The sequence below is a fragment of the Enterococcus sp. AZ128 genome (genome assembly GCF_051714485.1).
In the GTDB taxonomy this organism is placed as follows: domain Bacteria; phylum Bacillota; class Bacilli; order Lactobacillales; family Enterococcaceae; genus Enterococcus_A.
On sequence record NZ_JBIORZ010000004.1, the window covers coordinates 174613 to 199157 of the forward strand.

Consider the following 24545-nt stretch of genomic DNA (forward strand, 5'->3'; position numbering starts at 1 on the left):
CTATCTAAGATCCGATTGTTCTACTGATAGAACTCGCCGATTTGATCAACATACGGAAGTGATTCTTTCAATGGATAAACGACGAAATCGTGCATCATCCCTTCCACCACTTCCAAACGCATCGTAGTTCCATGACTGCGTTTGATCCGATCCTCCAGACGCAGCACATCAGGATACAAAATTTCATCTGTTCCGGCAACTACTAATAATTCACCAAGTTCATCAAAGTTTCCATAAATCGGGGAAACCATCGGATCAGTCAATGGCAACTCGCCGGCATAGTTCTCCCCCGCTTCCGCCAATAAATCTTTTTCTAATAGTACATCTTTTTCTTGAAGTTCTTGTGAACGCGGATCACTTAACGAAGCATCCAACCAAGGCGATGCTAGCGCAATTTTTTTAGGCCGTTTGGGCAGCTCGATATTGCGCAGATGCTGAGCCAAACTCATTGCCAATCCGCCGCCTGCGGAATCACCAAATAAGAAAAAGCAGTCATCGGGATACAAATACGTTAATTGTTTAAATGCCCTCTCTGTCAAAGGCACGGTTTTATCCGCTGTATTCTCTGGTGCCAAAGGATAGTCAAAATAGCTTACTTTTAGATTATAGCGCTTGACGAAACGTTCTTGGATCTCCTTGTGAAACGGAGAAGCCTCTAAAGCATAGCCCCCGCCATGTAAATAAAAGACATGACGTCTCGTCGGATGCCCAGGAAATAACGTGATCAATTGATGACCGTCGATTTCCGAAATTTTTTGCGGGATGTCCGTTTGCGAAAGTTGACGACTAATTAGACGTCGGCGCTTCGGCGGATCGACCATCGTTGCTCCCACAAGTTTTTTCATATTGATTACTTTGAAAACATTTTTTACAAATTTTGCTGAATAGCGCATCGCTGTATCCTCCAAATATTTCCCATATAATCGCATAGAACTCGACTTTTCATGCTACAATAGACAAGGTAGGCCATTGCAGTCTGCTTCTTAAGCATAACGGAATCTGAAGGAGGTGTCCACAATCACAAAACCGAATCGCGAATACCTTTACGATAATATTCGCGGCATCTTGATTCTACTTGTGGTCTTGGGACACGCATTGGAATATTTTCGTTTGGATAACAAGGTCGGTGAATTTCTTTATGTCTTCATCTACCTATTCCATATGCCCGTTTTTATCTTTATTTCTGGTTATTTCTCAAAAAAATTAGCCAAAGGCCGCTCCACCGCGGTGGAAACATTTCTAGTGCCTTACCTGTTGTTAAATATAATTTTAACTCTGATTATGTTGGCCATCGGTAAAATCGATCAATTCATGATCCTAAGTCCTGGATGGACCCTTTGGTATTTATATTGTATGTTTATCTGGCGTTTATTGCTACCAGACCTCGTAAAAGTTCGGCGAATCTTAATTTTAAGTTTTATTATCGGAATTTTTTCTGGTTTTTTGACCGAATTTGGCACGTATATGGCAATGGCGCGAACGTTAGGCTTCCTGCCTTATTTCTTAGCAGGATATTTTACTACACCCGAGCATGTCGCTAGAATTCGCAAGGTTCCTTTTAGAAAAACGATTAGCTTTGGTATTATCCTCTTTGGTATCGTTAACGCCTATTTTTGGACAAAGAACAATTTGCCGCCAGAACTTTTATGGCGAGATCGGGCCTATGCGTTCTTTCCCGTTCCTTTACTGCAAAACTTGTTAACGATCATCTTTTTATACATGATCGGATTTGCGTTTATCTTTGTCTTTCTAGCCTTGGTCAACAATAAGCCTCATTTCTTCACAACCTGGGGACAACGAACCTTGGCAATTTACCTGCTCCACGTTTACCTAGTGGCGCCATTAGTCGAATTCACACAATTTGAAAAAAATCCGGTGCTTCATTTGATTCTCTTAGTGGCCGGCAGCGGCTTCATCACCTATCTGCTGTCCCACCCAAAAGTTTCAGAGATTCTGCAAAAAACACTTGCCCGGATTTTACATTTTATTATGCCAAATAAAAACGACGACTCGTCATGAGTCGTCGTTTTGTCGTTCTATTTAAAATTGGAGCAACTTCGTAAAATGAGCGTTGCCATAAATTTTTTTACTCAAAGCTGCTTTCTGTTAAACAAGCAGTGTAGATCTCTTTGACAGCCGCTTCATCCAATGGAACGAAAGCATCTGTTTTGATCGTACTATGCTCAACAGCTTGTTTCGCCATCTCATCAAATTTCTCTTCGTTGATACCCACTTCCGGCAAAGTCATTGGGATGCCGCATGCTTTGAAGTAGTCGTATAATTTTTGAATACCAATTCGAGCCGCCAGCATTGGAACCTTTTCTTCCACGTTCCAGACATTCCATGCGAAATTCGCGAATTTATCGACCGTTTCATCATTCAAGCAATAGTCCATCCAACGCGGCGTCAAGATCGCTAAACCGACGCCATGAGTAATATCGTAAAAAGCACTCAATTCATGCTCCATCGGATGGCAAGACCAAGCACCCGGTTTGCCGTTTCCAGTCAATCCATTCAAAGCCAGCGTGCTTGCCCACATCAAGTTTGCACGAGCATCGTAATCTTCAGGATACTTCAAGGCGATCGGACAGTTTTTGATCGTTGAACGCATCAAGCCTTCAGAAACAGAATCTTGTACGTCTGTCCCTTCCGTGCGCTTAAAGTAATTTTCAATCAAATGACTCATGATATCCGCCGAGCCTGCGGCTGTTTGATAGTTGTTCACACTAAACGTATTTTGCGGATCTAAGAAAGAAACCTTTGGCAGCATCGCTTTACTGCCAGTACCTAATTTTTGATGTGTTGCCAAATTAGAAATTACCGCGCCGCTATTCATCTCACTGCCGGTCGCAGCCAAGGTCAAGATCGTTACTAACGGCAATGCGCCGCCTTGATATTTCCGACGTTGTAATACTAAATCCCACGCATCTCCGTCAAATTTTGTTGCCGCCGCTACAACCTTGGCACAATCAATCGTTGAACCGCCGCCAACTGCTAAAATCACATCGATAGCTTCTTTCCGGCAGATATCTGCACCGCGACGTACCGTTTCAACTCGCGGATTTGGCTCTACGCCGGCTAATTCAAAGACTTCATTCCCATTTGTCTTCAGCTGCTCCATCACTTTATCAAATAAACCGATTTTCTTGATACTGCCGCCACCATACACGATCAGCACCCGCTTGCCAAATTGGTTCAGTACTTCTGGCAATTCAGCCAAGCGATCTTTCCCAAAACGAATATCCGTCGTTACATGAAAATCAAAATTCTCCATTACTAGTTTTCCTCCCTATTCTTATCCTCATGCCGTATATCATTCCACTAGCGGTTTGAGCTTTAATTTTATTACAACCCAAACTGCGAAAAATGGAACGGACATCTCTGTTTCCTTGTATCCATTTATCATAAGCCAAAATTTTTCAGAATGAAACTAACTTTCCTTAATTTCTTAGTTTTGCTTTACACCTGCTGCTTGAAAATTAAAAATTTAGCCGCCTAAATGCTCCGAAAAAAATTCTGTGATCTGATCCATCGTCGCGATCTGAACAAAATGTCGTTCCTTCGCACTGATAAAAGTGATGTTATCCTGCGGGTTCGCCTCAATAAAATCTGCGGTATGTTGGTACGGAACCTTCTCATCCTCTGTCCCGTGCCAAAAGAACAACGGACGTCCCGCGACTTTTTCTGGGGCAATGGATAGATCATAACCCTCCAACCACGAGGTCAGCTGACCATAATCCTTCGGCAAATAAAAACCCAACTCGCCAGCATGCATACTGATCCGATCGCGATATTTAATCGGTGCAGGAGACCCCATCACGCAGGCCGCTACATTGATTTCCGGATGTTGTGTCAATAGCATACAGGTCGTGATTCCGCCCATGGAAATACCGCCGACACCAATTTTTCCCATCACCAATCCAAGATTTTCAAAATAATCGACTAGATACCCAAACTCGTACAGGTTCGTTTGGATGCTGTCCCAAAAAGTCAGTGAGGGAATCTCGGAAGTTTTCATTTTACGTTCGCCATGATTCGCCGCATCAGGCAATAACACTCGAAAATTCTTCGCCGCCAATTTCCGGCCCTGCGTCAAAACCAATTCTTTTGCCGTTTGCCAGCCATGATAATAAATGATCAGCGGCAAGGGCTCATATACTTTATCTTCTGCGACGACTTCAAGCAATGGAATATTCCCTACCGTGCGTTTACGTACAACAACTTTCATCGTTGACCTCCATAATTTACTATTAAACTTATTGTACCGAATAAAGTATGAAAGGGTAAAAATAAACGCCCTTAGTAAAGTAAAAACAAAGATTTTTATGAATATCAGAAGAATGGAAAAAATTTATAACTAGTTTTAAATCGTATTATCCGTTTAAAGAAGAAGTGACAATTCACTAATTAAATCATCAAAAGAACGGACTTCTTTATCGTACATTTTTATTTCTCCTTCAGGTATTGGCCTTTGTTGATGATTGAACCACCATGTTTTCCAGCCAGCTTGTTTTGCTCCCATAACATCATTTTTATAATTGTCTCCGACATAGATGATTTCTCTCGTTTCATGAATTGTTAATATTTGAGCCATTCGGTCAAATATTCGTCGATCGGGCTTTTCTATACCTACTTTTCCAGAAATTAATATTTTTTTATTTGGGATAACTTCCTTAATTTTAAGTGCTTCAAGTTTTAATTCTTGACGCTGAGGATAACCGTTCGAAATAATCCCCAATTTATAGGTTTTTGTCAATTTTTTTAGTACATTTCTTAAGGGAATCGCTAAACAAATCTGATTCAACTGCTGAATATATTCTGATTCAAAAGACACAACTAAATCATCACTTATTTTCAATCCGAAACTTGTTTCCATTGTTTTTGCTAAGCGAAGCCTATTTACTTCAAGCATTGAATTTTTATTTTTCTGTTTTGTTTGTTCATAGAGTTGATCACTAATTGTTCGAAATAACTTATAGAATTTACTCAAGTCTTTCTCCATCAGCTGAGGAAAAACTGTTTTTATGGCTGCAATAACTGGAAGCTCTTGTCGATACAAAGTATCATCCAAATCAAACACAATCGCTTTGATCATTTTTCCCTCCTAATTCTAAAAGAAGGATCTGACGACATCGCCAGATCCTTCTTTTTATGCGCCTAATGACTCGCCAATCGCTCCACCTGGATGCCAAGCAACATAATCTTCAGGACTTAAATTTCGTTCTTTTTGCAAAAGAATTGATAAACTTTGTAACAACAAAGTTTGTTTGATAATTGATGCACGAGGTGGTTTGTTCAAATCATCACCCTCTTCTTTGGTGCTTGTACATAAACAAATATCTGACAATTGGCTCAAAGAAGACCCACGATTTTTAGATACACCAATGATTTTAGCGCCATTAGTCTTCACTGTTCGAACTGTATACAACAGCTCCGCAGTTTCACCACTATTCGAGACTACAATTACTACGTCTCCCTCCTTCACTTGACCACTCGATCCATGTACTGCTTCTGTTCCATCTAAAAAATAGGCCGGGGTTCCGGTAGAAGAAAGTAGAGAAGCAATATAACCAGAAACATAAGACGGCTTGCCGATCCCGGTTACGTGAACTCGACCTCCTTTGTTTTCTGAAACTAAAATCAATTCTTTCGCATTATTTAGCATTTGATAATCAAGTGTATCAAATAACTCATTAATCTCATTCTTTATAGTTTGTTCAAATTTTTCTATCATAATCAACCATCTTTCTTTGTTTGGCTGAATTGTAATATTAATCGCAACAAAGAACCCATCAAAAATTTCTAGTAAAATGAGTTTAGGATAACAAACTACTAGGAGTGATTTTGATGGGTTCACACAAAAAGCTTACACGAGATAATCGAAAATGTATAGAGACGATGATTTATGATGCCAAGAGTATTCAAGAAATAGCGGACAGAATTGGTGTTAGCCGAACAACGATTGATCGTGAGTTGAAACGAGTACCCGAAGATTTGATCTATAATGCCGACAATGCGCAATTAGATGCGGAAATGAAGCGCAGTGCCTGTGGTGCGAAGTCCAAATGGACTTCTGAATTCGCTTATCAGATTGAATGTGATCTTGAAGACAGCTGGTCCCCTGAACAAATTGCGAATGATCGTCAAATAGTTTCATTCAAAACCATTTACAATTGGCTCTATGCCGGTATTCTTAATGTGTCTAAACAGTGTCTGAGACATAAAGGCAGAAGACAAGAAAAACAAGAAGAGGCACGAGGCAAAATGACTGTAGGGCATACCATTGATGAACGCCCAGCTTCTGTGTCAACTCGAGAAGAATTTGGACATTGGGAGTTGGACACAGTTGTTTCTAGCAGAGGGGAAAGTAAAGCCTGCGAAGCAACGTTTATTGAACGGAAAACACGCTTTTATTGGGCGATCTCAATGAGGGATCGTACCGCGAAGTCAATGGCACAAGCGATTAAAGCTTTTGTGCAAGACCTAGGGAGTCACAAGGCATTTTTAAGCTTTACGGTCGACCGTGGGAAAGAGTTTTCTTGCTGGAAAGAAATTGAGAAAGATTTAGACGTACCTATGTATTTTTGTGATCCATACTCCCCATGGCAACGCGGATCTAACGAAAATGGGAATGGTTTATTTAGAGAATTCTTCCCTAAGGGAACTGATTTTTCAAAGGTAACCCCTACGGAGAAACAGGAAGCATTACGCAAGATAAATATGCGTCCTAAAAAAACATTGAACTGGAAAAATTGTTGGGAAGTCTTTCAAGAAGAAATGTTGCAATTAATTTGACAATTCAGCTTTGTTTAAAGATAGAATAATCTTTTGAATCATAAGGTGCAGTTTGTAAGAAAAATCTCGTGCCTTGATTCTGAACATAGCGAATAGCCTTGATTTCTTCAGTACTATAGTAAGCATCCAATTGCTTGATCATTACTCTGCTAGCAGGATAAGGTAGTTGAACTTCGGAAGTTTCAAAGCCTTTATCGATCGCTTCTTTTAATACTTCCAAATCTTTAAAGATGATCATAAGGTTACACTTTTCTTCCCGATCTTTCTGGAGAAACTCAATCAGCTGATCGACTGAAAAGATTCCAACGCCGTTCTTTTTCGGAAAACTTAGCTGTAGAACTTTTGCAAGAAAAGGATCATCGACATGAGTAGGATCGACTACTGCGATAAAATTAGCATTCACAAAGCTGTTCCAATTCAATGCGACTGTCGCATGCAACAACCGATTATCTACACGAACTAATTTGATTTTCACACTCATTACTTTTCACCCACTTGCTTTCTACTTTGGCTTTTTAGAAAATTTGCCAAACTATAAATCATCATTTTCCCTTGGAAACTTCCCCGAATATCCAAATTAAATAGTTCCTCATAACGTTTTATTTTGTATAGTAAAGTATTTTTGTGCAGAAACAGTCGTTCAGATGTTTTCTTGACACTGAAATCATTCGCATAAAGCTGATCAACAACTTGGATAAATTCCCCTACATCCAACTGTTCTGTTTTCTTTTTATAATAATCAAAAACATTCGAGGTAAGCTTCCTTGTAGCATTCATTGTGAAATAAGAAAATAAATGATCCTCAAAATAGACCGGTTCATCTTTTTTCAACGAAATATTCTCACGTAGCCAAAGGCAGTTCTGATAACTGAAGCTATATAAATCGATATCCACTTGAATCGATCCAACAGTATAATAGCAATCTGACAATCCCCATTCGATCATCTCTTGAATGAACTCGTTCAAATATTCTGTTGTACTTTTTTCTGTTTTTTTAGGCAGTGATTTATAAATTAATAAATAGTTTTTGTCCAATAAAGAATAGATTGTATTCTTATCATTGATTTTATATTTCAATCCAGTAATTTCTTCCTTGTCAAACTTTTCTTCATTAATGATATAGATTGGTATTCGAGGAAGCGATTGATCAAAATTGATTTTTACCATCAACTCTTCCATCTGCCTATAATTGAATTGCTCCTCATTTAAAAATTCCTTGATCAACTTATCATCTACCGAAAGGATTTCTTTAGCAGATTTTTGATTCAACTCATATTGAATCCGGGTTTTCAAGGAGTCAAAAAGCAGTTTTCCAACAACGTCAATGGCTTGATTAGGTCCGTTGATCCATAAATAGCCATACTGACGATTGGACACAACAATTTTATATATTCGATGATCAGGGGCATTGCCGTCAATCGCCACTTTCTCATCAATTTTTTCTTCCAAACTACACGATATTATTCTACCTTTTTCGTTCAGTAACCCAATGATATAGTCGGGGTTTTCTTGAACTACATGAATGAACTCTTTAAAAATTTTCCCTAGTTTCATTTTGATCACCAAAAATTCTATTTTTGATTTAAATATACCATATGTCCAGTTAGATACATTCACTGCTCGAAAACCAAGTCAACTACTCATTTTCTCTTATAAACTATAATACGTGAGCATATCTCTAATTTTATTTTCAGCTTGCAAACCGGGTTCTTGAACCGGGTTTCTTGCAGGACCAACATCTGCTATATCGGCCATTTCTATCGCTCGTTTCAATATCGAAGGAACAGTTCCTAATGGTAATACATTTCGCAGTTCTTCTATATCTTGCTGTAGTTTTTGAGCTTTCTCAAAATCACTTGCATGATAAGCATGGTCTAAATCCACTAAAGTTTCAGTTATCAAATTACTTGTTCCTGCAATCGCACCCGTTGCTCCTAGCTGATATCCTGCTAAAATTTTAGAGTCTGAACCAACTAATACGTTGATATCGCTCCCTTTGACTGCTTCGATATACCCTTTCAAATTATCTAAATCCCCGCTGCTATCCTTGATTCCACAAATATTCTCAACCTTGCCCAGTGCTCTCAATACATCTGTAGAGATATTCACTCCGGTAGCTTTTGGGATATTGTATAAAATGATGGGAATTTTCACACTAGCAGCGACTTGTGTATAATGCTGGATCAACTCTTCATCTGTCGGCCGCAAAAAATAGGGAGTGATCACCGATAGTACGTCCGCCCCGAGTGCTTCTGCTTGTTTCGATAACTGGATCGTTTCGGTAGTCGAACAAGTCCCGGTACCCACATAAACTGGGACACGCCCATCAACATGTGCAATCACCGCTTTTGCAAAATCCATTTTTTCCTGATTACTTAAAACATGAAATTCCCCATTGCTACCTAATGGAAAAATGCCTGATACCCCTTTTTCGATCAAATGATCGACCAATTGTTTCATTGCTTCTAAATTTAAACTCTCTGCTGCATCTCTATTTATCGGAGTGACAATCGGAGTGATGATTCCTTCAAACATGCTGATTCCTCCTACTTTCTAGACTTCTAACCGTTCGTTGGTCAAAATCATGCTTTCGTTAAAAACCTTAAATCCATCTTGCACGACCTGATCCAGATCAAGACTTTCTGCGGTCATGCCCTTCATGTATAGTTCGATCAGCAAAGGTAAATTAACCCCACTTAATACTTTATGTTCATATTGCTTCGTCAACGCAGTCAAAACATTGGATGGTGTTCCGCCAAATAAATCGACTAAAGCAATGGTCGGTCCTTCGATTTGTTCAAAAAGCGTCCGTGCTTCTTGATAAAAATCCTCAAAAGATTTTTCAGGAAGCAGCGATAGATTATAGACATTTTCTGTTGATCCGATGATCATTTCTGCTGATTTTACCAACTCTTCACCGAACTGCCCGTGTGTTGCTACAATGATGTTCAATTTCGCCATTTCGTTTCCTCTTTTCATTCGTGACATACAACTTGTAATTGTTCCATAATAATTCTTGATGAATATTCACAGGTCCGTTTTTCTGATTCCACGGTTCGTGCTCCAGTATGAGAGGTCAATAAGAAATTATCCAAATCCAACAACGGCTCGTCTTCCGCTGGTGGTTCTGTACTGAACACATCAAAGCAGGCACTTCTGATTTCTCCTGTTTTCAATGCTTGATACAACGCTTGTTCATCTACGATACCGCCTCTTGCAGCATTCAATAAACAGGCGTTGTTTTTCATTTTTTTAAATTCTTTTGTTGAGATCATATTTTTGGTATTATTGATTAATGGTAGGTGTAGCGAGATATAATCTGAACTTTCCAGTAAATGTTCCAATTCGACTTTTTCAACTTGGTACTCGTCTAATACTTCTGTTGGAATATCGAACACATCATTTACTTGGACAGTCATGCCTACGCCTACTGCTTGTTTGGCTAATTGTTTTCCAATTGCCCCAAAACCGATGATCCCCAATACTTTCTCCCGCACTTCAAAGCCTGTGGGTTTTGCCCACCCATGATTCTTCACCTCACGAATCGTCGTCCATAGATTTTTCGACTCGCAATAGATAAAACTCATCACATGCTCGGCTACCGCGTTCGAATTAGAACCGATCGTTCTGCCTACATAGATATTTTTACTTTCCGCATACGCGACATCGATGTTATCCGTTCCCACACCGAATTTACAAATCGCCTTTAATTTCGAGCAATTGTCGATCAATGCTCGATCCATTTTGTCTACGCCTACAATGATTGCATCTGCATCTTTAGCAAGCTTGGCAAATTCTTCTGGCGAATAGGCTAATCCAGTATCGTTGTAGTGAACCTCTAAGCCGGCCGCCTGCATTTTCTCCACATAATCTAAACCATAAGCGGCAAACCCTCGTGGTGTTATTAAGACTTTCATCTAGCCCCTCCTCTAAATGATTCCTAAGAACGTCAGTAAAATAGCTAATGCCATCGTTACAAGAATAATGTTTAAATACTTCGGTCCTTTTTTAATAATGTAGAAATACATGGCCATTACTAAACAGAATGGCAGAAGATTTGGCAGCATCCCATTCAAAATTTCCTGAACAGAAACTGTTTCCGTTTTACTCACAAATTCTAAAATCGTCTCAAATTTGACATAAGCAGCCGATAGACAACCGATCATGAATAAGCCTACAATACTCGCAATATCGATAACCTTCTTGATCGCTCCCGATTGTAGAATCGTCATAACCGAGTTTTTACCTAATGAATAGCCTTTGTTAAATAAGAACCATGACCAGCCGTAAGACCATGCAAGATAAATCAGTCCTGGAATAAAAGCAGCTAATACAGATCCTTCCAATGCCATCGGAACAAAAATCGCTAGTGGGATTGTTGCAACGATTCCTTGATCCACACTATCACCGATCCCAGCTAAAGGACCCATCAACCCAATTTTCAACGACTCCATCATCTCAGGTGTGATCTCTTCATTTCCCATCGCACGTTGCTCTTCCAGTGAAATGATGATTCCGTGAATGACACTTCCCCAATCACAGTTGGTGTTAAACATTTGAACATGACGCTTCATCGAAGCTTGCAGCTCATCAGGATCATCCTTATAGATTTTTTGCAAAATTTTATTTAAAGAATAGCTGAAAGCCAACGCTTGCATCCGGTCAAAACTTACGGGAACTTCCACTGCCAATGTCCATTTCCACCAAGCTTTGAATAAATCCATGCGAGTAACTCTTTTTTCTGAAACTGTACCTACTTCGCTCATGCGTAATCCTCCTCATCAGAAGTTTGTTTGAATAAAGAACTGATCATCGCAATACATACAGCGAAGACAGCACCTGTCAGCATCGAAAAGCCCATTACTGAATAGGCGAAAAAACCTAAAACAAAGAATGGTAAATATTGCTTCTTACCCATAACTACTAGTGTTAACGCAAATCCTAAAGCTGGAAGCATTGCACCGGCATTGGACAAACCATTCATCAACCATTCAGGAATCACATTGATAAACGCTTTGACGACATTTGCTCCAAATAATGTTGAAATGAATACCGGAGTAAAATATAAGATGCCATTTGTAAGCCACGGAATCAAGAATGAATACAAGGACAGCTGATCATATTTGCCTTCCTCAATTAATTTATCTGCTCGCGTATTGTAAAAAGAGTTGAACGTACGACGCACATTGTTGATCAATACTCCTAATACACCAAAAGGAACAGCTAATGCCACCGCAGCATTCGCATCTAAATTACTTAATAAAGCCGCCGGAATGGCGATACATGCAGCTAATGCTTGGTCACTTGGAATATTTCCTCCAGCTTCGATCCCACCCATGTAAATCAGTTGGATCGTTGCTCCATACAATAGTCCTTGCTGAACATCCCCAAAAACTAACCCAATAAATACGCCTAAAACAACCGGCTTACGAAAAGCAAAAGAGAAGAAATACTGCGCCCTTCCCATTGCGATCCAATAAATAAGTCCTACTAACGCTGATTGAATAACCATGACAATCTCCTTTTCATTTTTATAGTTTTGCTACTGCATTTTTCAATGTTTCAGAAGGATAATCTGGCGTTGTTTGAAAATAAACGCTGATCCCCCTTGTCTCTAAATCCAGCAATTGATCCGCATCGGCTCTATCTAGAGTAATGGCATTATTTACAGCTTTTCTGCCAGGCCCTCCACCTAAACCACCGATTTGAACCTCTTCTAACTGCAATCCCTTTTCCACAGTGGAACATAATTCTTTTACACTCTTGAACAATAGCAATACACGATTTTTATCTAACCCTCCTTTTTCCTGTACCGCAACTGCTTGTTCCGAAGAAACTACACTAATCTTCACTCCTTTTGGTGCAGCCATCTTGAACACATCCTGCATGAACGTATCCTTGCTTAATTCGGTATCGACTGTTACGATTTCGTTGATATCACATTGCTTCAGCCAACGTGTAATCACTTGTCCATGAATCAAGCGAAAATCTACTCGTGTTAATGCAATCATTACTTTTCCCTCTTTCTATCTATAGTCTTTGATAATTTCTGCGATTTTTTTTGCATTATATTCGATTTCCTTTGATGTACCCTTAGTTAGTAAAGAGCCAAATCCACAGATATCCGTCCCATTTTCCATCCATTGATCTAAATTTTCTAAAGTGATTCCACCACTAGCTAAGATTGGCATATCTGGAATTGGCGTTTTAAAGACCTTAACTAATTGGTTTCCATAAAAATCTGATATTGGAAAAGCTTTGATAAATGTTGCCCCTGCACTTAATGCGTCCACACCTTCAGTAATACTTGTACAACCTGGTGCATAAGGAATCTGATAGCGGTTACAAACCTGTGCGACACTTAAGTTAAAATTTGGAGAGATAATAAAATCCGCCCCTTTTAGAATTGCATATCTCGCAGTCTCGGAATCTAACACTGTCCCTGCACCCACACATAAAGAAACACCATATTTTTTCTTTAGTTGTTGGATGATCTCCCCTGCATTATTCAAGGTGAAACTCATTTCCATAACTGGAATGCCACCTGCAATACAGCCTTCAGCGATTTCAGACGCCCGCTCAAAAGTCTCTGTTCGAACAATTGCCAAAGCACCGATATCATACATAAATTTTGTTGTTGTGATTTTTCTCAAGTAACTCATCTCCTTTGTCCATATTCTTACATGTTATAAAAAATATTGATATGGTCTTCAAAAACAAAAAAAATGACTATATTTTGTTTTTTAGAACCATACTTGTACAAAGTATTTTCTTTACACAAAATAACCTTCCTTATTTTGTGAGTTCGAATACTCTCATAAGGAAGGTAGTGAAATTATTTAAATCTATTCAAAAAAGGGCGTTAGTCCTATTTTTAAGCAATCAGTGTTTCCAACCCAACATACATCATATCTTTAAATGTATTTTGACGTTCTTCTGAAGTCGTTTCTTCTCCAGTCACCATATGATCGCTGACTGTCATGATACCTAATGCTTGAACATTAAATTTCGCGCCCAAGTAATACAAGATCGCAGCTTCCATTTCAACACCCAAGACACCATATTCCGCTAATTTGAATGTTGGTGCCAAATCATCTTTATAGAAAGTATCTTCTGACAACACATTGCCAACATGAGTGGTGAAGCCTTTTTCCATCGCCACTTCATAAGATTTCATCATCAAATCAAAATCAGCGATCGGTGCAAAATGGAAATCTGGAAAATGTTTTTTCACCATAGATGAACTAGTCACCGCGCCTTGTGCGATGATCAGATCACGAACGTGAACATCTTTAGACAATGCTCCACATGTACCTACACGAATTAATTTTTTTACGCCGTAAGATTGGATCAGCTCTTGCGCGTAGATACCAGCTGAAGGCATCCCCATCCCTGTACCTTGAACAGAAACTCGTTCACCTTTATAAGTTCCTGTATAGCCTAACATGCCTCGCACGTTGTTATAGCATGTTGCATCCTCTAAAAAATTCTCCGCGATAAATTTTGCCCGCAACGGATCTCCTGGCAATAAAATCTTATCTGCGATTTCACCTTGCTTCGCTTCAATATGAACGCTCATTGTATTCCTCCTTATTCCTATTTAAGTTATGAATTTTTCTAACGTAAAAATTCAAACGATTCTCGTACGCAGACCATTCTACTATTCTTGCTGAAGCAAGAAGTAGAACTGGCAACTGCGAAAAGTTGGACTGGCATCCTTATTCCTACGAATGAATTAAAGTACTGCCAATGTTTCTTTGATTAATTTCTTGAAGTCTTCTTTCACACGTTCAGTCGTTTCGACAACTTCCGCGTGATTCAAGTTGGCTTGCATACCAGCCGCTAAGTTGGTGATACAAGAAATTCCTAAAACGTTCAGTCCGCTATGCGCCGCTACGATTACTTCTGGAACAGTCGACATACCGACCGCATCCGCACCGATCGTTCGCGCCATCCGAATTTCTGCTGGTGTTTCATAAGTTGGTCCAGTCATGCCAAGATAAACACCTTCTTGCAGGTCAATCGCTAATTTATTCGCAACTTCTCGTGCTTTTTCTTGATATTCTTTCGTATAAGCTGCACTCATATCTGGGAAGCGCGGCCCCATGTTTTCATCATTTGGACCGATCAATGGATTGGTTCCCATGAAATTGATATGATCCGTGATCAACATCAAATTGCCTGGTTGGAAGCCTTCATTCACGCCGCCAGCTGCATTTGTTACGACTACTGAATGAATGCCTAGTGCAGCCATAACACGAACGGGGTATGTTACTGTCTCCATCGTATTTCCTTCATAATAATGGAAACGGCCTTGCATCGCCAAAACATTTTTTTCCGCTAGGCTGCCATAAACTAATTGTCCAGCATGACCAACTACGGTTGATACTGGAAAATGCGGGATTTCATTGTAAGGGATCACTACTGGATTTTCGATTTCTTCTGCTAATTCGCCTAGTCCTGACCCTAAAATCAAACCAAACGCGACATCCGCAACCCCTTTGTCCTGAATGTAGCTAGCCGTCTGTTGAATTTTGTCCTGTAAGTCTGTCATAAAATGCTCCTTTTTCTGAGTATTTTTTATTTCAATAATTTTAAGAAACTTTCGCCATTTTCAGTTGCTGGTACATCGAAGTTTTCCGCGATCGTCGCAGCGATATCTGAATAGTAGCCTTGCGGTAACTTTCCTTGTTCCGCCATTTTTTTGCTGTAAACCAAGAACGGCACATACTCACGCGTATGATCTGTTCCTGCAAAGGTTGGATCATTTCCGTGATCGGCAGTGATCATCAACAGATCATCTTCTTGCATCGCATCTAAAATTTCTGGAAGCCGTAAATCAAATTCTTCGATTGCATGAGCATAACCAACAACATCGCGGCGATGACCAAACAATGCATCAAAATCAACTAAATTCGTAAAGCTCAACCCAGTGAAATCAGTCTTCATTACGTCTAATAGCTTGTCGACGCCATCCATGTTGCTCTTCGTCCGAACCGCATCTGTGATCCCTTGTCCGTTGAAAATATCGTTAATCTTACCAACTGCGATCACATCTTTGCCATTGTCCTTCAATGAATCCAAAACAGTTTTGCCAAAGGGATCAAGGGCATAGTCATGACGGTTGCTGGTACGAGTAAAGTCGCCTGGTTCCCCTAGATAAGGACGAGCAATAATACGGCCGATCATATAAGGATCGTCTTTAGTAATATCACGAACATACTGACAAATCTTGTACAATTCTTCTAACGGAATGATTTCCTCATGTGCTGCGATCTGCAATACAGGGTCAGCAGAAGTATAAATGATCAAATCGCCTGTCTTCATTTGTTCTTCGCCAAAATCTTTGATTACTTCAGTACCACTATAAGGCTTATTCGCGCCCATAATAATGCCGCGACCAGAAAATTCAGAGATTTTGTCCAGCAATTCCTGCGGGAAACCTTCTGGGAAAACACGGAATGGTGTTTGAATATTCAAGCCAGCAATTTCCCAATGACCAGTCATCGTATCTTTACCCACAGAAATTTCTTCTAATTTCGTAGCGTAACCATCATGATCCGCTACATCCTTAACACCTTTCAACGGACGAATCGTTCCAAGACCAAGCTGTTCCAAATGCGGAATATTCAATCCAGCTTTTTCAGCAATATGACCTAATGTATCTGAACCAACATCTCCAAATTTTTCAGCATCTGGTGCTTCTCCGATACCGACAGAATCCATAACGACTAAGTGAATGCGCTTAAACATTTCTATTCCCTCTTTCTATTGATTTATATCTAAATGAGCAAGCAGAAACTCCCGCTCATGATTTAACGATGCTTCTGTTTGAAACTAGTGCCACTTCCAGTATATTGGGTTGCTTGTGTTCCGTAAAATAAAAGCTATTAAGTGTCTTTGCTATACCCCCAAAATGAGGAATGCAGCTAGCTCACTAGTAAGGAAATCATTTTTCAAAAAACGAAAAAATCAGTTTGATTCTCACCACATATGCCGTTCCACTGAGCTTAGAGCAGACACTGGACTGGCAGCTAGCTCACAAGTATAGTAAGAATTTTTGCTGTCGTAAAAATTCTTTTATTTTCGTACGCATACCATCCAACTAAAGAGCGCGTATCAATATATAGTTTTAAACCTTCATTTTGCCAGTCCGACTTTGAGCAACTGCGAAAAGTTGGACTGGCAAAAAAGGGCGTGACTAAGAAACATTGTCCCATAGTCCCGCCCTTTAAAAACAAAAGAATTATTTTGATTTGATGTAGTTGACGCCATCGGCTTTTGGTGCGGCTGATTTTCCTAAGAAGAGAACCAGTACGATGATGGTCAATACATATGGTGCTGATTGCAGGTACACGTCTGGGATTTGTGAGATGATTGGTAAGTTCGAACCTGCGATACTCAAGTTTTGCGCGAAACCAAAGAAGATCGCGGCACCCATCGCACCTAGCGGGTTCCATTTACCAAAGATCATCGCTGCCAATGAGATAAATCCTTGTCCAGCGATCGTCGTTGCTGCGAAACGTCCTGCGATTGATTGCGCGAAGACTGCTCCACCCATTCCGCCTAAGAAACCAGATAGTAAAACACCAGAATAGCGCAATACATAAACATTGATTCCCAGCGTATCTGCTGCCTGTGGATTTTCACCGACAGAACGCAGGCGTAAACCAAAACGTGTTTTGAAAATGACAAACCAAGAAATTACAGCGACTAAAATCGCGAAGTAGGCTGGTAAGCTCGTATTTTTAAAGAACAACTCACCCAGAACAGGGATTTTACTCAATCCTGGAAAATCAAAGTAGCCAAATTGTTGTTGAATCGTATCTGTTTGCCCTTTTCCGTAAATTACTTTGATCAAGAAGATCGCTAACGGAGGAGCTAACAGATTCATTACAGTACCACTGATAATGTGATCGGCTCGGAAACTAACTGTCGCCACTGCATGCAGCAATGAGAACGCCATTCCGGCTAAACCGCCGACTAAAACGCCGAGCCATGGTGTCATCGCACCGAACTGATCGGCAAAAGCCAGATTAAATACAACGGAGCTGAAGGCACCCGCTACCATGATTCCTTCCAAACCAACGTTTACAATCCCGCTTCGTTCAGAAAATACTCCGCCAAGCGCAGTTAAGATCAATGGTGCAGAATACACAAGCGTCTGAGCAATAATTGAAGCCAACAAATCCATATTCATTAGACTTTGCCCCCTTTTTCAGATTCTTCGTTCGGAGCACTTTCTATTTCTTGGACAGTTTCAACTTCTTTTTTACCGCCCATTACTTTTGCTAGACCCACACGTACGATGTAGTTGATCGCTACGAAGAAGATGATCAATGGAATGACACTATTGGCTAATTCACTAGGAATACCTGAGAACTGCATTCCTTGTCCGCCAAGTTTCAAAACGCTAAATAATAATGCTGATAATAATATTCCGACTGAACTGCCGTTTCCTAATAATGAAACAGCCATTCCGTCAAACCCGATGCTGACTGATGTTCCTTGAACAAAGTAGTTCATGAATGTTCCTAAACCATAAACGACACCGCCCAAACCAGCTAAAGCGCCGGAAATGATCATTGAGATCACGATCGTCCGTTTACTGCTCATCCCAGCATATTCAGAGGCAAATGGGTTCAACCCAACGGAACGAATTTCAAACCCTAATGTCGTACGCTTCATTATGAACCAAACGACTACTAAGAAAATCAATGCTAAGATAAACCCCATGTTTACTCGTGAACCACCAAAAATATTCGTCAACCAAGGTTCACGCAATGAAGCATTCAGCCCAACTGCTTTTGTGACCCCTTTATTAGAAATAATATCTGGTGACATCACATGGTTTACAATATGGTTTGCGGTATACAAAATCACATAGTTCATCATGATCGTAACAATAACTTCACTGGTTCCAAAGAACGCCCGTAGGAAACCAGGAATCGCAGCAGCTACAGCCCCCGCTAATGCGCCAACAATAATTGCTAATGGTACTACAACGATTTTCGGTGAATCAGGCATGCTTAGCGCTACCCAAATACTTGCTACCCAGCCGCATAAAGCCTGACCAGAAAGCCCGACGTTAAAGAAGCCAGCTGAATTGGCAACCGAAAAGCCTAACGCTGTAAAAATCAGAGGCCCCGCACTAACTAAGATTTCGCCAATCGACATTTTGCTTTGGAAAGCTGAGCTGAACATCGCGTTATAGCCCTCGATTGGATTAAAACCAAATATCGCCATCAAGATGGCTCCAAGAATAAATCCAAAAATTACTGAAATAATCGGTACTAAAATGTTTCTAATACGCTCTGAGCGATCATTCATTTGTCTCACCAGCCTTTGCTAATTCTGCTCGCGCCTCTTCTAAACTGTAACCAGCCATCAACAGACCAAGTTCATTTTCAGAAGTTTCTTTCGGATCCACGATCCCGACGATCTCACCTGCGTGGATAACCGCGATACGATCAGAGACATTCAAAATTTCATCTAACTCAAAACTGACAAGTAGCACACCTTTTTGTTTATCCCGCTGTTCAACCAAGCGTTTGTGGATGTATTCGATCGCACCTACGTCTAGTCCGCGTGTTGGTTGTGAAACAATCAATAGATCTGGATCACGATCAACTTCCCGGGCGATGATTGCTTTTTGCTGATTCCCTCCTGAAAGAGAAGCGGCAGGTGCTTTTTCGCTGGTCGTCCGCACATCGTATTCTTCGATCAAACGTGTCGCGTAACGATCGATCTCGCCGTAGTTTAAAATACCATTTTTACTGAATGGTGCATGGTAGTAAGATTGCAAAGCAATGTTTTCAGACAACGGTAAAGGTAAGATAAGTCCGTATTTATGACGGTCCTCCGGCACATGGCCGACCCCGATTTCAGTGATTTGACGCGGTGCTTTCCCGGTCGCATCTTCTCCGTTGATCGTTACAGTCCCGCTTTCGACTTTTCTCAGACCAGTCAATGCTTGAATCAATTCAGTCTGACCGTTGCCATCGATCCCGGCGATCCCGACTACTTCACCTCGATGAACATCCAACGACAAGTTTTTAACTGCGTCCAAGCCGCGGCTTTCTTTCACCACTAAGTCTTTAATAGAAAGAACTGTTTCACCTGGTGTCGCAGCAATCTTATCCGTTTTGAAGGAAACTGAGCGGCCAACCATCATATCCGCTAATTGTTGTGAGCTGACATCCTTCACATCGACTGTTCCGATGTATTGTCCCCGACGGATAACAGAACAACGATCCGCTACCTTTTTGATCTCATCCAATTTATGCGTGATCAAAATGATCGATTTGCCTTCTTTGATCAACCCTTCCATGATGTTGATCAACTCATCGATTTCTTGCGGAGTCAATACCGCTGTTGGTTCGTCAAAAATCAAGACATTGGCACCACGGTATAAGGTTTTTAAAATTTCAACCCGTTGCTGCATCCCAACTGAGATGTCTCGTATGTATGCATCTGGATCTACTTTCAAACCATATTCTCGCGACAAACGTTCGATTTCTGCTTTGGCTTCCTTTTTGTCCAATATGCCGCCTTTATTGGGTTCGCTGCCTAAAATAATGTTTTCCGTAACGGTAAAGGCATCAACTAACATGAAATGTTGATGGACCATCCCGATCCCTAATTGATTGGCTCTAGTTGGGCTTGAGATATCAACCTTTTGACCGTCCATCAAAATCTCACCCGATGTTGGCTGTAATAAACCGGACAAAACATTCATCAGTGTCGATTTACCGGCACCATTTTCCCCTAAAAGTGCATGGATCTCGCCTTTACGGATCTGTAGATTGATGTTGTCATTTGCTTTAAATGTGCCAAATTGTTTGGTGATATTGCGCATCTCAATGACATTTTGCTCTTCTGTCACTTTCTTTTCACATCCTATCGCTTTCTAAACCTGACAAAACAGTGCAACGCTAAGGGCGTTCTTCCCTTAGCCAAACCCAGCACAGGCTGTGACTTGGCTAAAAAAAGAAGGCTTTGCTTTAAAAAAAGAGACCATAGCCTCACTTGGCTGGAGGCTATGGTCACCTCATTGTTTATTTTTCTGGAGTTTCTGGAACTTTGATATCGCCATCAGAAACTTGAGTTTTTGCTTCTTTGACAGCTGCTTTTGCATCGTCTGAAAGGAATCCGTCAGTTAAATCAACACCGCCGTCTTTCAAACCGTATGACAAGTGTTCGCCGCCAGGGAATTTATCTTCTAATGCACGAGTAGAGATATCTTGAACCGCTGCACCTACACCTTTAAGTGTTGAAGTTAAACAGAAGTTGCTTTCTTTACCGTCTTTAGATGTGTATTTACCTTCTTTTTGTTGGTCGCTATCTACACCGATAACCCAAAGTTTGTCAGCTTCGTCTAATTTTTCGTTACGAGCTTTTGCTTCTGAGAAGACCCCTTGACCTGTACCGCCTGAAGCATGATAAATAATGTCAATTCCACCGTTGTACATATTAGCCGCTAATGCTTTACCTTTAGCTGGATCACCAAATGAAGCTGCGTATTGTACGTCTACAGAAATGTCTTTGTCTAATTTTTTAGCAGTATCTTCTACACCTTTAACGAAACCAGCTTCAAAGCGGTCGATAACGGCTCCTTCTTCACCACCAACAAAACCTAATTTATTAGATTTAGTTGTTTCAGCTGCCGCTACACCTGCTAGGTAAGCTGCTTCTTGGTCTTTAAAGGTTGCTGAAGCGACGTTTTTCTTGCCATCGATCACTGAATCGATGATAACGAAGTTTGTGTCTGCATTTTGATCTGCTGCTGCTGAGATTGGGTCAGCTAGTAAGTAACCAATCCCGAAGACTGTGTTAAATCCGTTTGAAACAGCTTGTGAGATATTTTGTTCATATTCAGAAGCATCGTTTGATTGGATATAGTTGTATCCGCCATTACCTTTTTTGATATCGTGTTTTTTACCCCAAGCTTGAAGACCTTCCCAAGCACTTTGGTTAAATGAACGGTCGTCCACTCCACCGATATCTGTTACGATCGCAACACTGTGTTTTCCATCTTCCTTAGCTGCTCCACCTGAAGAATCAGTTGAACCGCCGCCTCCGCCGCAAGCTCCTAATGCTAGCAATGCTGCCATTGCCACGGTACCTAGGCCAAATAATTTTGCTTTTTTCATTTCTGTAAAGCCCCCTAAATATGATTTTTTCAACAGTCCTGCGACTGAATGAACATGGTTTATAAATCTTTATCAGTGAAGATATATGGCAGTAACCCTTCAACGGTCATCTCTTTTAATACACCGTTGTCACCGACTAAGGTTACTGGCATCGCTGGGTCACAAAATTCTGCCATGACTTGGCGGCAGGCGCCGCATGGAGAAATTGGTTCTGGTGTATGACCGGCGATCACTAAATGACTAAATTCTCTTTCGCCTTCTGAAACAGCTTTGAAAAAGGCGGTGCGTTCCGCACAATTCGTCAAGCCGTATGAGGCATTCTCAATATTGATGCCTTGATAGGTTTTGCCTTCTTTGGTTACCAGACAAGCCCCAACTGGAAATTTTGAATATGGAACATAGGCCTTATCTAATGCCTCAACAGCAATGTCGATCCATTCTTGCTTACTCATGTGTACTGCCTCCGATCTTAGTACCCCGTACCGGAAAGTCCGTTCATAATGGCAACACCTGAGCTGGCGCCTAAACGTGTCGCGCCTGCTTCGATCATTGCTTCTGCTTCTTTCGCATTTTGGATACCGCCAGAAGCTTTGACGCCCATTTCAGGTCCAACTGTTGCACGCATCAAGCGTACATCTTCAACGGTCGCGCCGCCTGTTGAAAAACCAGTAGAGGTCTTAACAAAGTCTGCGCCCGCTGCTTTCGCTAATTCACACGCTTTGATTTTTTCTTCATTCGTTAATAGAGACGTTTCGATGATCACTTTGACTAACGCTTTATCTTTAGCCGCAGCGACAACTGCCTCGATATCTTTTTGAACTTTTTCGTCGTTTCCATCTTTCAGTTCACTGATATTGATGACCATATCGACTTCATCAGCACCGTTTTCGATTGCATTTGCTGCTTCGAACGCTTTTGTTTCTGTTGTATTTGCACCTAATGGGAAGCCGATTACTGTACAAACAGCAACTGGTTCGCCTTGCAATTCTTTGGCTGCAAGAGCTACCCAAGTCGGATTAATGCAGACAGAGTAGAAACGATATTTTTTTGCTTCTTCAATAATTTTCATCACGTCTGCTAATTGTGCATCCGCTTTTAAAATTGTGTGGTCGATCATTCGATTGATTTCCATTTATGATTCCCCGCTTCTTCTTATTATAATATATTCTTTCTTGTTATAAAAAAGTTTTAAATACTTATTCTGTAATAACATCATGAATCAAAATAGGTTCTTCAGGCGTAGCTCCAATAGAAATATTCTGATAAAGTAGTTTCTTCACATCGTCAATCTCAGCCGAGTTCGCATAAATCGTTAATAATGATTCGCCTTCAGCCACTTCATCACCGATTTTTTTGTGGAGCTTGATGCCAACAGCATGATCGATATCGTCTTCCTTGGTCTTGCGTCCCGCGCCTAACAGCATTGCTGCGATCCCAATTTCATTAGCAACTAGTTTTGTTACATACCCAGAAGCTTTAGCTGGCAGCTCGATTTCATATTGAGCCGTCAAGATTTTATCAGTCTGATCGATCACTGTTGGATCGCCGCCTTGATCTTTGACCATCTCACGGAATTTTTCTAATGCTCTGCCTGAATGAAGTGCTTCTTCCAGCATTATTCGAGCTTCTTCCAATGTCTCTGCTTTTTTAGCCAGTACCACCATTTGACTACCTAGTACGTAGCACATTTCGGTAAGATCTGCTGGACCATTTCCTTTTAGCGTATCTATGGCTTCGACGATCTCTAAGCTATTTCCGATCGCTTCACCTAATGGCTCTGACATGTCCGAGATAACAGCCATCGTCTGACGACCTGCTAGTTTTCCGATCCGTACCATTGTCTTGGCTAAACGCTTGGCATCTTCAATGTCTTTCATAAAGGCGCCATCACCAGTCGTTACGTCTAAAACGATGGCATCAGCACCTGCTGCGATTTTTTTACTCATGATCGAGCTGGCGATCAATGGGATAGAGTCAACCGTTGCCGTTACATCACGCAAGGCGTAAAGCTTCTTATCCGCGGGAGCCAGATTTCCTGACTGACCGATTACAGCAACTTTGCTTTTATTCACGATATCAATGAACTCTTGATCAGATAATTCAATTTTAAAGCCGGGGATCGATTCGAATTTATCTAAGGTACCGCCAGTAAAACCAAGACCTCTTCCAGACATTTTAGCAACGGGTACGCCGACACTTGCCACAAGCGGAGCCAATACTAAAGTTGTCGTATCGCCAACACCGCCGGTCGAATGCTTATCCACCTTGATTCCTTCAATCGAAGATAAATCAATGATGTCACCTGAATTTGCCATAGCTAAAGTTAAATGAGATATTTCTTCATCTGTCATGTCTTGATAAAATATCGCCATCAATAACGCACTCATCTGATAATCTGGAATACTACCGTCTGTATAACCTTCAATAATAAAATCGATTTGCTCCTTTGATAGAACATTTCCGTCTCTCTTTTTCTCTATCAAATCTACCATTCTCATAGGTTTTCCTCCAAGCTTCAAAAGATATTATACAATAAAATGGCGAAAGGTAAACCACTTTAGTAAAACAGTTTACTTAACGAAGAAGCGCTTTCTGTTA

26 protein-coding genes are annotated in these 24545 nt (G+C 40.7%); 2 read left to right on the plus strand and 24 right to left on the minus strand.

Annotation, left to right across the window (positions count from 1 at the left end):
* Positions 1 to 20 precede the first annotated feature (20 nt).
* Positions 21 to 893, minus strand: a complete 873-nt coding sequence (locus IGI38_RS22045; protein WP_438734040.1) for an alpha/beta hydrolase fold domain-containing protein — start codon at positions 891 to 893, stop codon at positions 21 to 23.
* A 115-nt stretch (positions 894 to 1008) separates the two neighbouring features.
* On the opposite strand from IGI38_RS22045, the gene IGI38_RS22050 reads away from it, so the two are divergent.
* Complete coding sequence (locus IGI38_RS22050; protein ID WP_438734041.1) at positions 1009 to 2019, plus strand: acyltransferase family protein; 1011 nt, start codon at positions 1009 to 1011, stop codon at positions 2017 to 2019.
* A gap of 67 nt (positions 2020 to 2086) precedes the next feature.
* Here the strand turns inward: IGI38_RS22050 and IGI38_RS22055 are convergent, their stop codons facing one another.
* The 4 genes from IGI38_RS22055 to IGI38_RS22070 all read right to left on the minus strand — a co-directional run bounded on the left by IGI38_RS22055 (position 2087) and on the right by IGI38_RS22070 (position 5734).
* Entirely contained in the window at positions 2087 to 3274 is a 1188-nt protein-coding gene (locus IGI38_RS22055) for an iron-containing alcohol dehydrogenase (protein ID WP_438734042.1), read from the minus strand.
* 213 nt (positions 3275 to 3487) lie between these two features.
* The gene (locus IGI38_RS22060) at positions 3488 to 4228 is read right to left on the minus strand and encodes an alpha/beta fold hydrolase (protein WP_438734043.1); all 741 of its coding nucleotides are present in this window, start codon (positions 4226 to 4228) and stop codon (positions 3488 to 3490) included.
* Positions 4229 to 4381: 153 nt separating this feature from the next.
* Complete coding sequence (locus IGI38_RS22065) at positions 4382 to 5095, minus strand: HAD family hydrolase (RefSeq protein WP_438734044.1); 714 nt, start codon at positions 5093 to 5095, stop codon at positions 4382 to 4384.
* A 54-nt stretch (positions 5096 to 5149) separates the two neighbouring features.
* Positions 5150 to 5734: an SIS domain-containing protein gene (locus IGI38_RS22070; protein WP_438734045.1), complete on the minus strand. Its 585-nt coding sequence runs from the start codon at positions 5732 to 5734 to the stop codon at positions 5150 to 5152.
* A gap of 113 nt (positions 5735 to 5847) precedes the next feature.
* Between IGI38_RS22070 and IGI38_RS22075 the strand changes: the two genes are divergently transcribed.
* The gene (locus tag IGI38_RS22075; RefSeq protein WP_438728510.1) at positions 5848 to 6795 is read left to right on the plus strand and encodes an IS30 family transposase; all 948 of its coding nucleotides are present in this window, start codon (positions 5848 to 5850) and stop codon (positions 6793 to 6795) included.
* A 4-nt stretch (positions 6796 to 6799) separates the two neighbouring features.
* Here IGI38_RS22075 and IGI38_RS22080 read toward each other — a convergent pair whose 3' ends face one another.
* From IGI38_RS22080 to IGI38_RS22170, 19 genes are all read right to left on the minus strand, one after another.
* A complete protein-coding gene (locus IGI38_RS22080) occupies positions 6800 to 7276 on the minus strand; it encodes a PTS sugar transporter subunit IIB (protein WP_438734046.1) in 477 nt (158 codons plus the stop codon).
* Complete coding sequence (locus IGI38_RS22085) at positions 7276 to 8349, minus strand: PucR family transcriptional regulator (protein ID WP_438734047.1); 1074 nt, start codon at positions 8347 to 8349, stop codon at positions 7276 to 7278. Before IGI38_RS22085 ends, IGI38_RS22080 begins: the two co-directional genes overlap by 1 nt.
* 96 nt (positions 8350 to 8445) lie before the next feature.
* Positions 8446 to 9330 carry a 4-hydroxy-tetrahydrodipicolinate synthase gene (gene dapA, locus IGI38_RS22090; protein ID WP_438734048.1) on the minus strand — a complete coding sequence of 295 codons (885 nt, stop codon included), beginning with the start codon at positions 9328 to 9330 and terminating at the stop codon, positions 8446 to 8448.
* A gap of 18 nt (positions 9331 to 9348) precedes the next feature.
* Positions 9349 to 9756: a PTS sugar transporter subunit IIA gene (locus IGI38_RS22095; protein WP_438734049.1), complete on the minus strand. Its 408-nt coding sequence runs from the start codon at positions 9754 to 9756 to the stop codon at positions 9349 to 9351.
* A 14-nt stretch (positions 9757 to 9770) separates the two neighbouring features.
* A complete protein-coding gene (locus IGI38_RS22100) occupies positions 9771 to 10712 on the minus strand; it encodes a phosphoglycerate dehydrogenase (RefSeq protein ID WP_438734050.1) in 942 nt (313 codons plus the stop codon).
* Between the two features lie 12 nt (positions 10713 to 10724).
* Positions 10725 to 11561, minus strand: a complete 837-nt coding sequence (locus tag IGI38_RS22105) for a PTS system mannose/fructose/sorbose family transporter subunit IID (protein ID WP_438734051.1) — start codon at positions 11559 to 11561, stop codon at positions 10725 to 10727.
* The gene (locus tag IGI38_RS22110) at positions 11558 to 12307 is read right to left on the minus strand and encodes a PTS mannose/fructose/sorbose/N-acetylgalactosamine transporter subunit IIC (protein ID WP_438734052.1); all 750 of its coding nucleotides are present in this window, start codon (positions 12305 to 12307) and stop codon (positions 11558 to 11560) included. Before IGI38_RS22110 ends, IGI38_RS22105 begins: the two co-directional genes overlap by 4 nt.
* Before the next feature lie 19 nt (positions 12308 to 12326).
* The gene (locus IGI38_RS22115; protein ID WP_438734053.1) at positions 12327 to 12806 is read right to left on the minus strand and encodes a PTS system mannose/fructose/N-acetylgalactosamine-transporter subunit IIB; all 480 of its coding nucleotides are present in this window, start codon (positions 12804 to 12806) and stop codon (positions 12327 to 12329) included.
* A 15-nt stretch (positions 12807 to 12821) separates the two neighbouring features.
* Positions 12822 to 13448, minus strand: coding sequence for a ketohydroxyglutarate aldolase (locus tag IGI38_RS22120; protein WP_438734054.1), 627 nt, complete (start codon positions 13446 to 13448; stop codon positions 12822 to 12824).
* A 221-nt stretch (positions 13449 to 13669) separates the two neighbouring features.
* A complete protein-coding gene (gene deoD / locus IGI38_RS22125) occupies positions 13670 to 14374 on the minus strand; it encodes a purine-nucleoside phosphorylase (protein ID WP_438734055.1) in 705 nt (234 codons plus the stop codon).
* 156 nt (positions 14375 to 14530) lie between these two features.
* The gene (locus tag IGI38_RS22130; RefSeq protein ID WP_438734056.1) at positions 14531 to 15349 is read right to left on the minus strand and encodes a purine-nucleoside phosphorylase; all 819 of its coding nucleotides are present in this window, start codon (positions 15347 to 15349) and stop codon (positions 14531 to 14533) included.
* A gap of 26 nt (positions 15350 to 15375) precedes the next feature.
* Positions 15376 to 16548, minus strand: a complete 1173-nt coding sequence (gene deoB / locus IGI38_RS22135; RefSeq protein ID WP_438734057.1) for a phosphopentomutase — start codon at positions 16546 to 16548, stop codon at positions 15376 to 15378.
* Between the two features lie 493 nt (positions 16549 to 17041).
* A complete protein-coding gene (locus IGI38_RS22140) occupies positions 17042 to 17995 on the minus strand; it encodes an ABC transporter permease (protein ID WP_438734058.1) in 954 nt (317 codons plus the stop codon).
* Positions 17995 to 19125 (minus strand): ABC transporter permease, encoded by a 1131-nt coding sequence (locus IGI38_RS22145; protein WP_438734059.1) that lies wholly within the window; start codon positions 19123 to 19125, stop codon positions 17995 to 17997. The genes IGI38_RS22140 and IGI38_RS22145 overlap by 1 nt, the downstream gene beginning before the upstream one ends.
* Positions 19118 to 20653, minus strand: coding sequence for an ABC transporter ATP-binding protein (locus IGI38_RS22150; protein ID WP_438734387.1), 1536 nt, complete (start codon positions 20651 to 20653; stop codon positions 19118 to 19120). Before IGI38_RS22150 ends, IGI38_RS22145 begins: the two co-directional genes overlap by 8 nt.
* A 199-nt stretch (positions 20654 to 20852) precedes the next feature.
* Positions 20853 to 21947, minus strand: a complete 1095-nt coding sequence (locus IGI38_RS22155; protein ID WP_438734060.1) for a BMP family lipoprotein — start codon at positions 21945 to 21947, stop codon at positions 20853 to 20855.
* A 59-nt stretch (positions 21948 to 22006) separates the two neighbouring features.
* Positions 22007 to 22399, minus strand: a complete 393-nt coding sequence (locus IGI38_RS22160; protein WP_438734061.1) for a cytidine deaminase — start codon at positions 22397 to 22399, stop codon at positions 22007 to 22009.
* A 17-nt stretch (positions 22400 to 22416) separates the two neighbouring features.
* Positions 22417 to 23079 (minus strand): deoxyribose-phosphate aldolase, encoded by a 663-nt coding sequence (gene deoC / locus IGI38_RS22165; protein ID WP_438734062.1) that lies wholly within the window; start codon positions 23077 to 23079, stop codon positions 22417 to 22419.
* Between the two features lie 64 nt (positions 23080 to 23143).
* Positions 23144 to 24445: a pyrimidine-nucleoside phosphorylase gene (locus tag IGI38_RS22170; RefSeq protein ID WP_438734063.1), complete on the minus strand. Its 1302-nt coding sequence runs from the start codon at positions 24443 to 24445 to the stop codon at positions 23144 to 23146.
* Positions 24446 to 24545 lie beyond the last annotated feature (100 nt).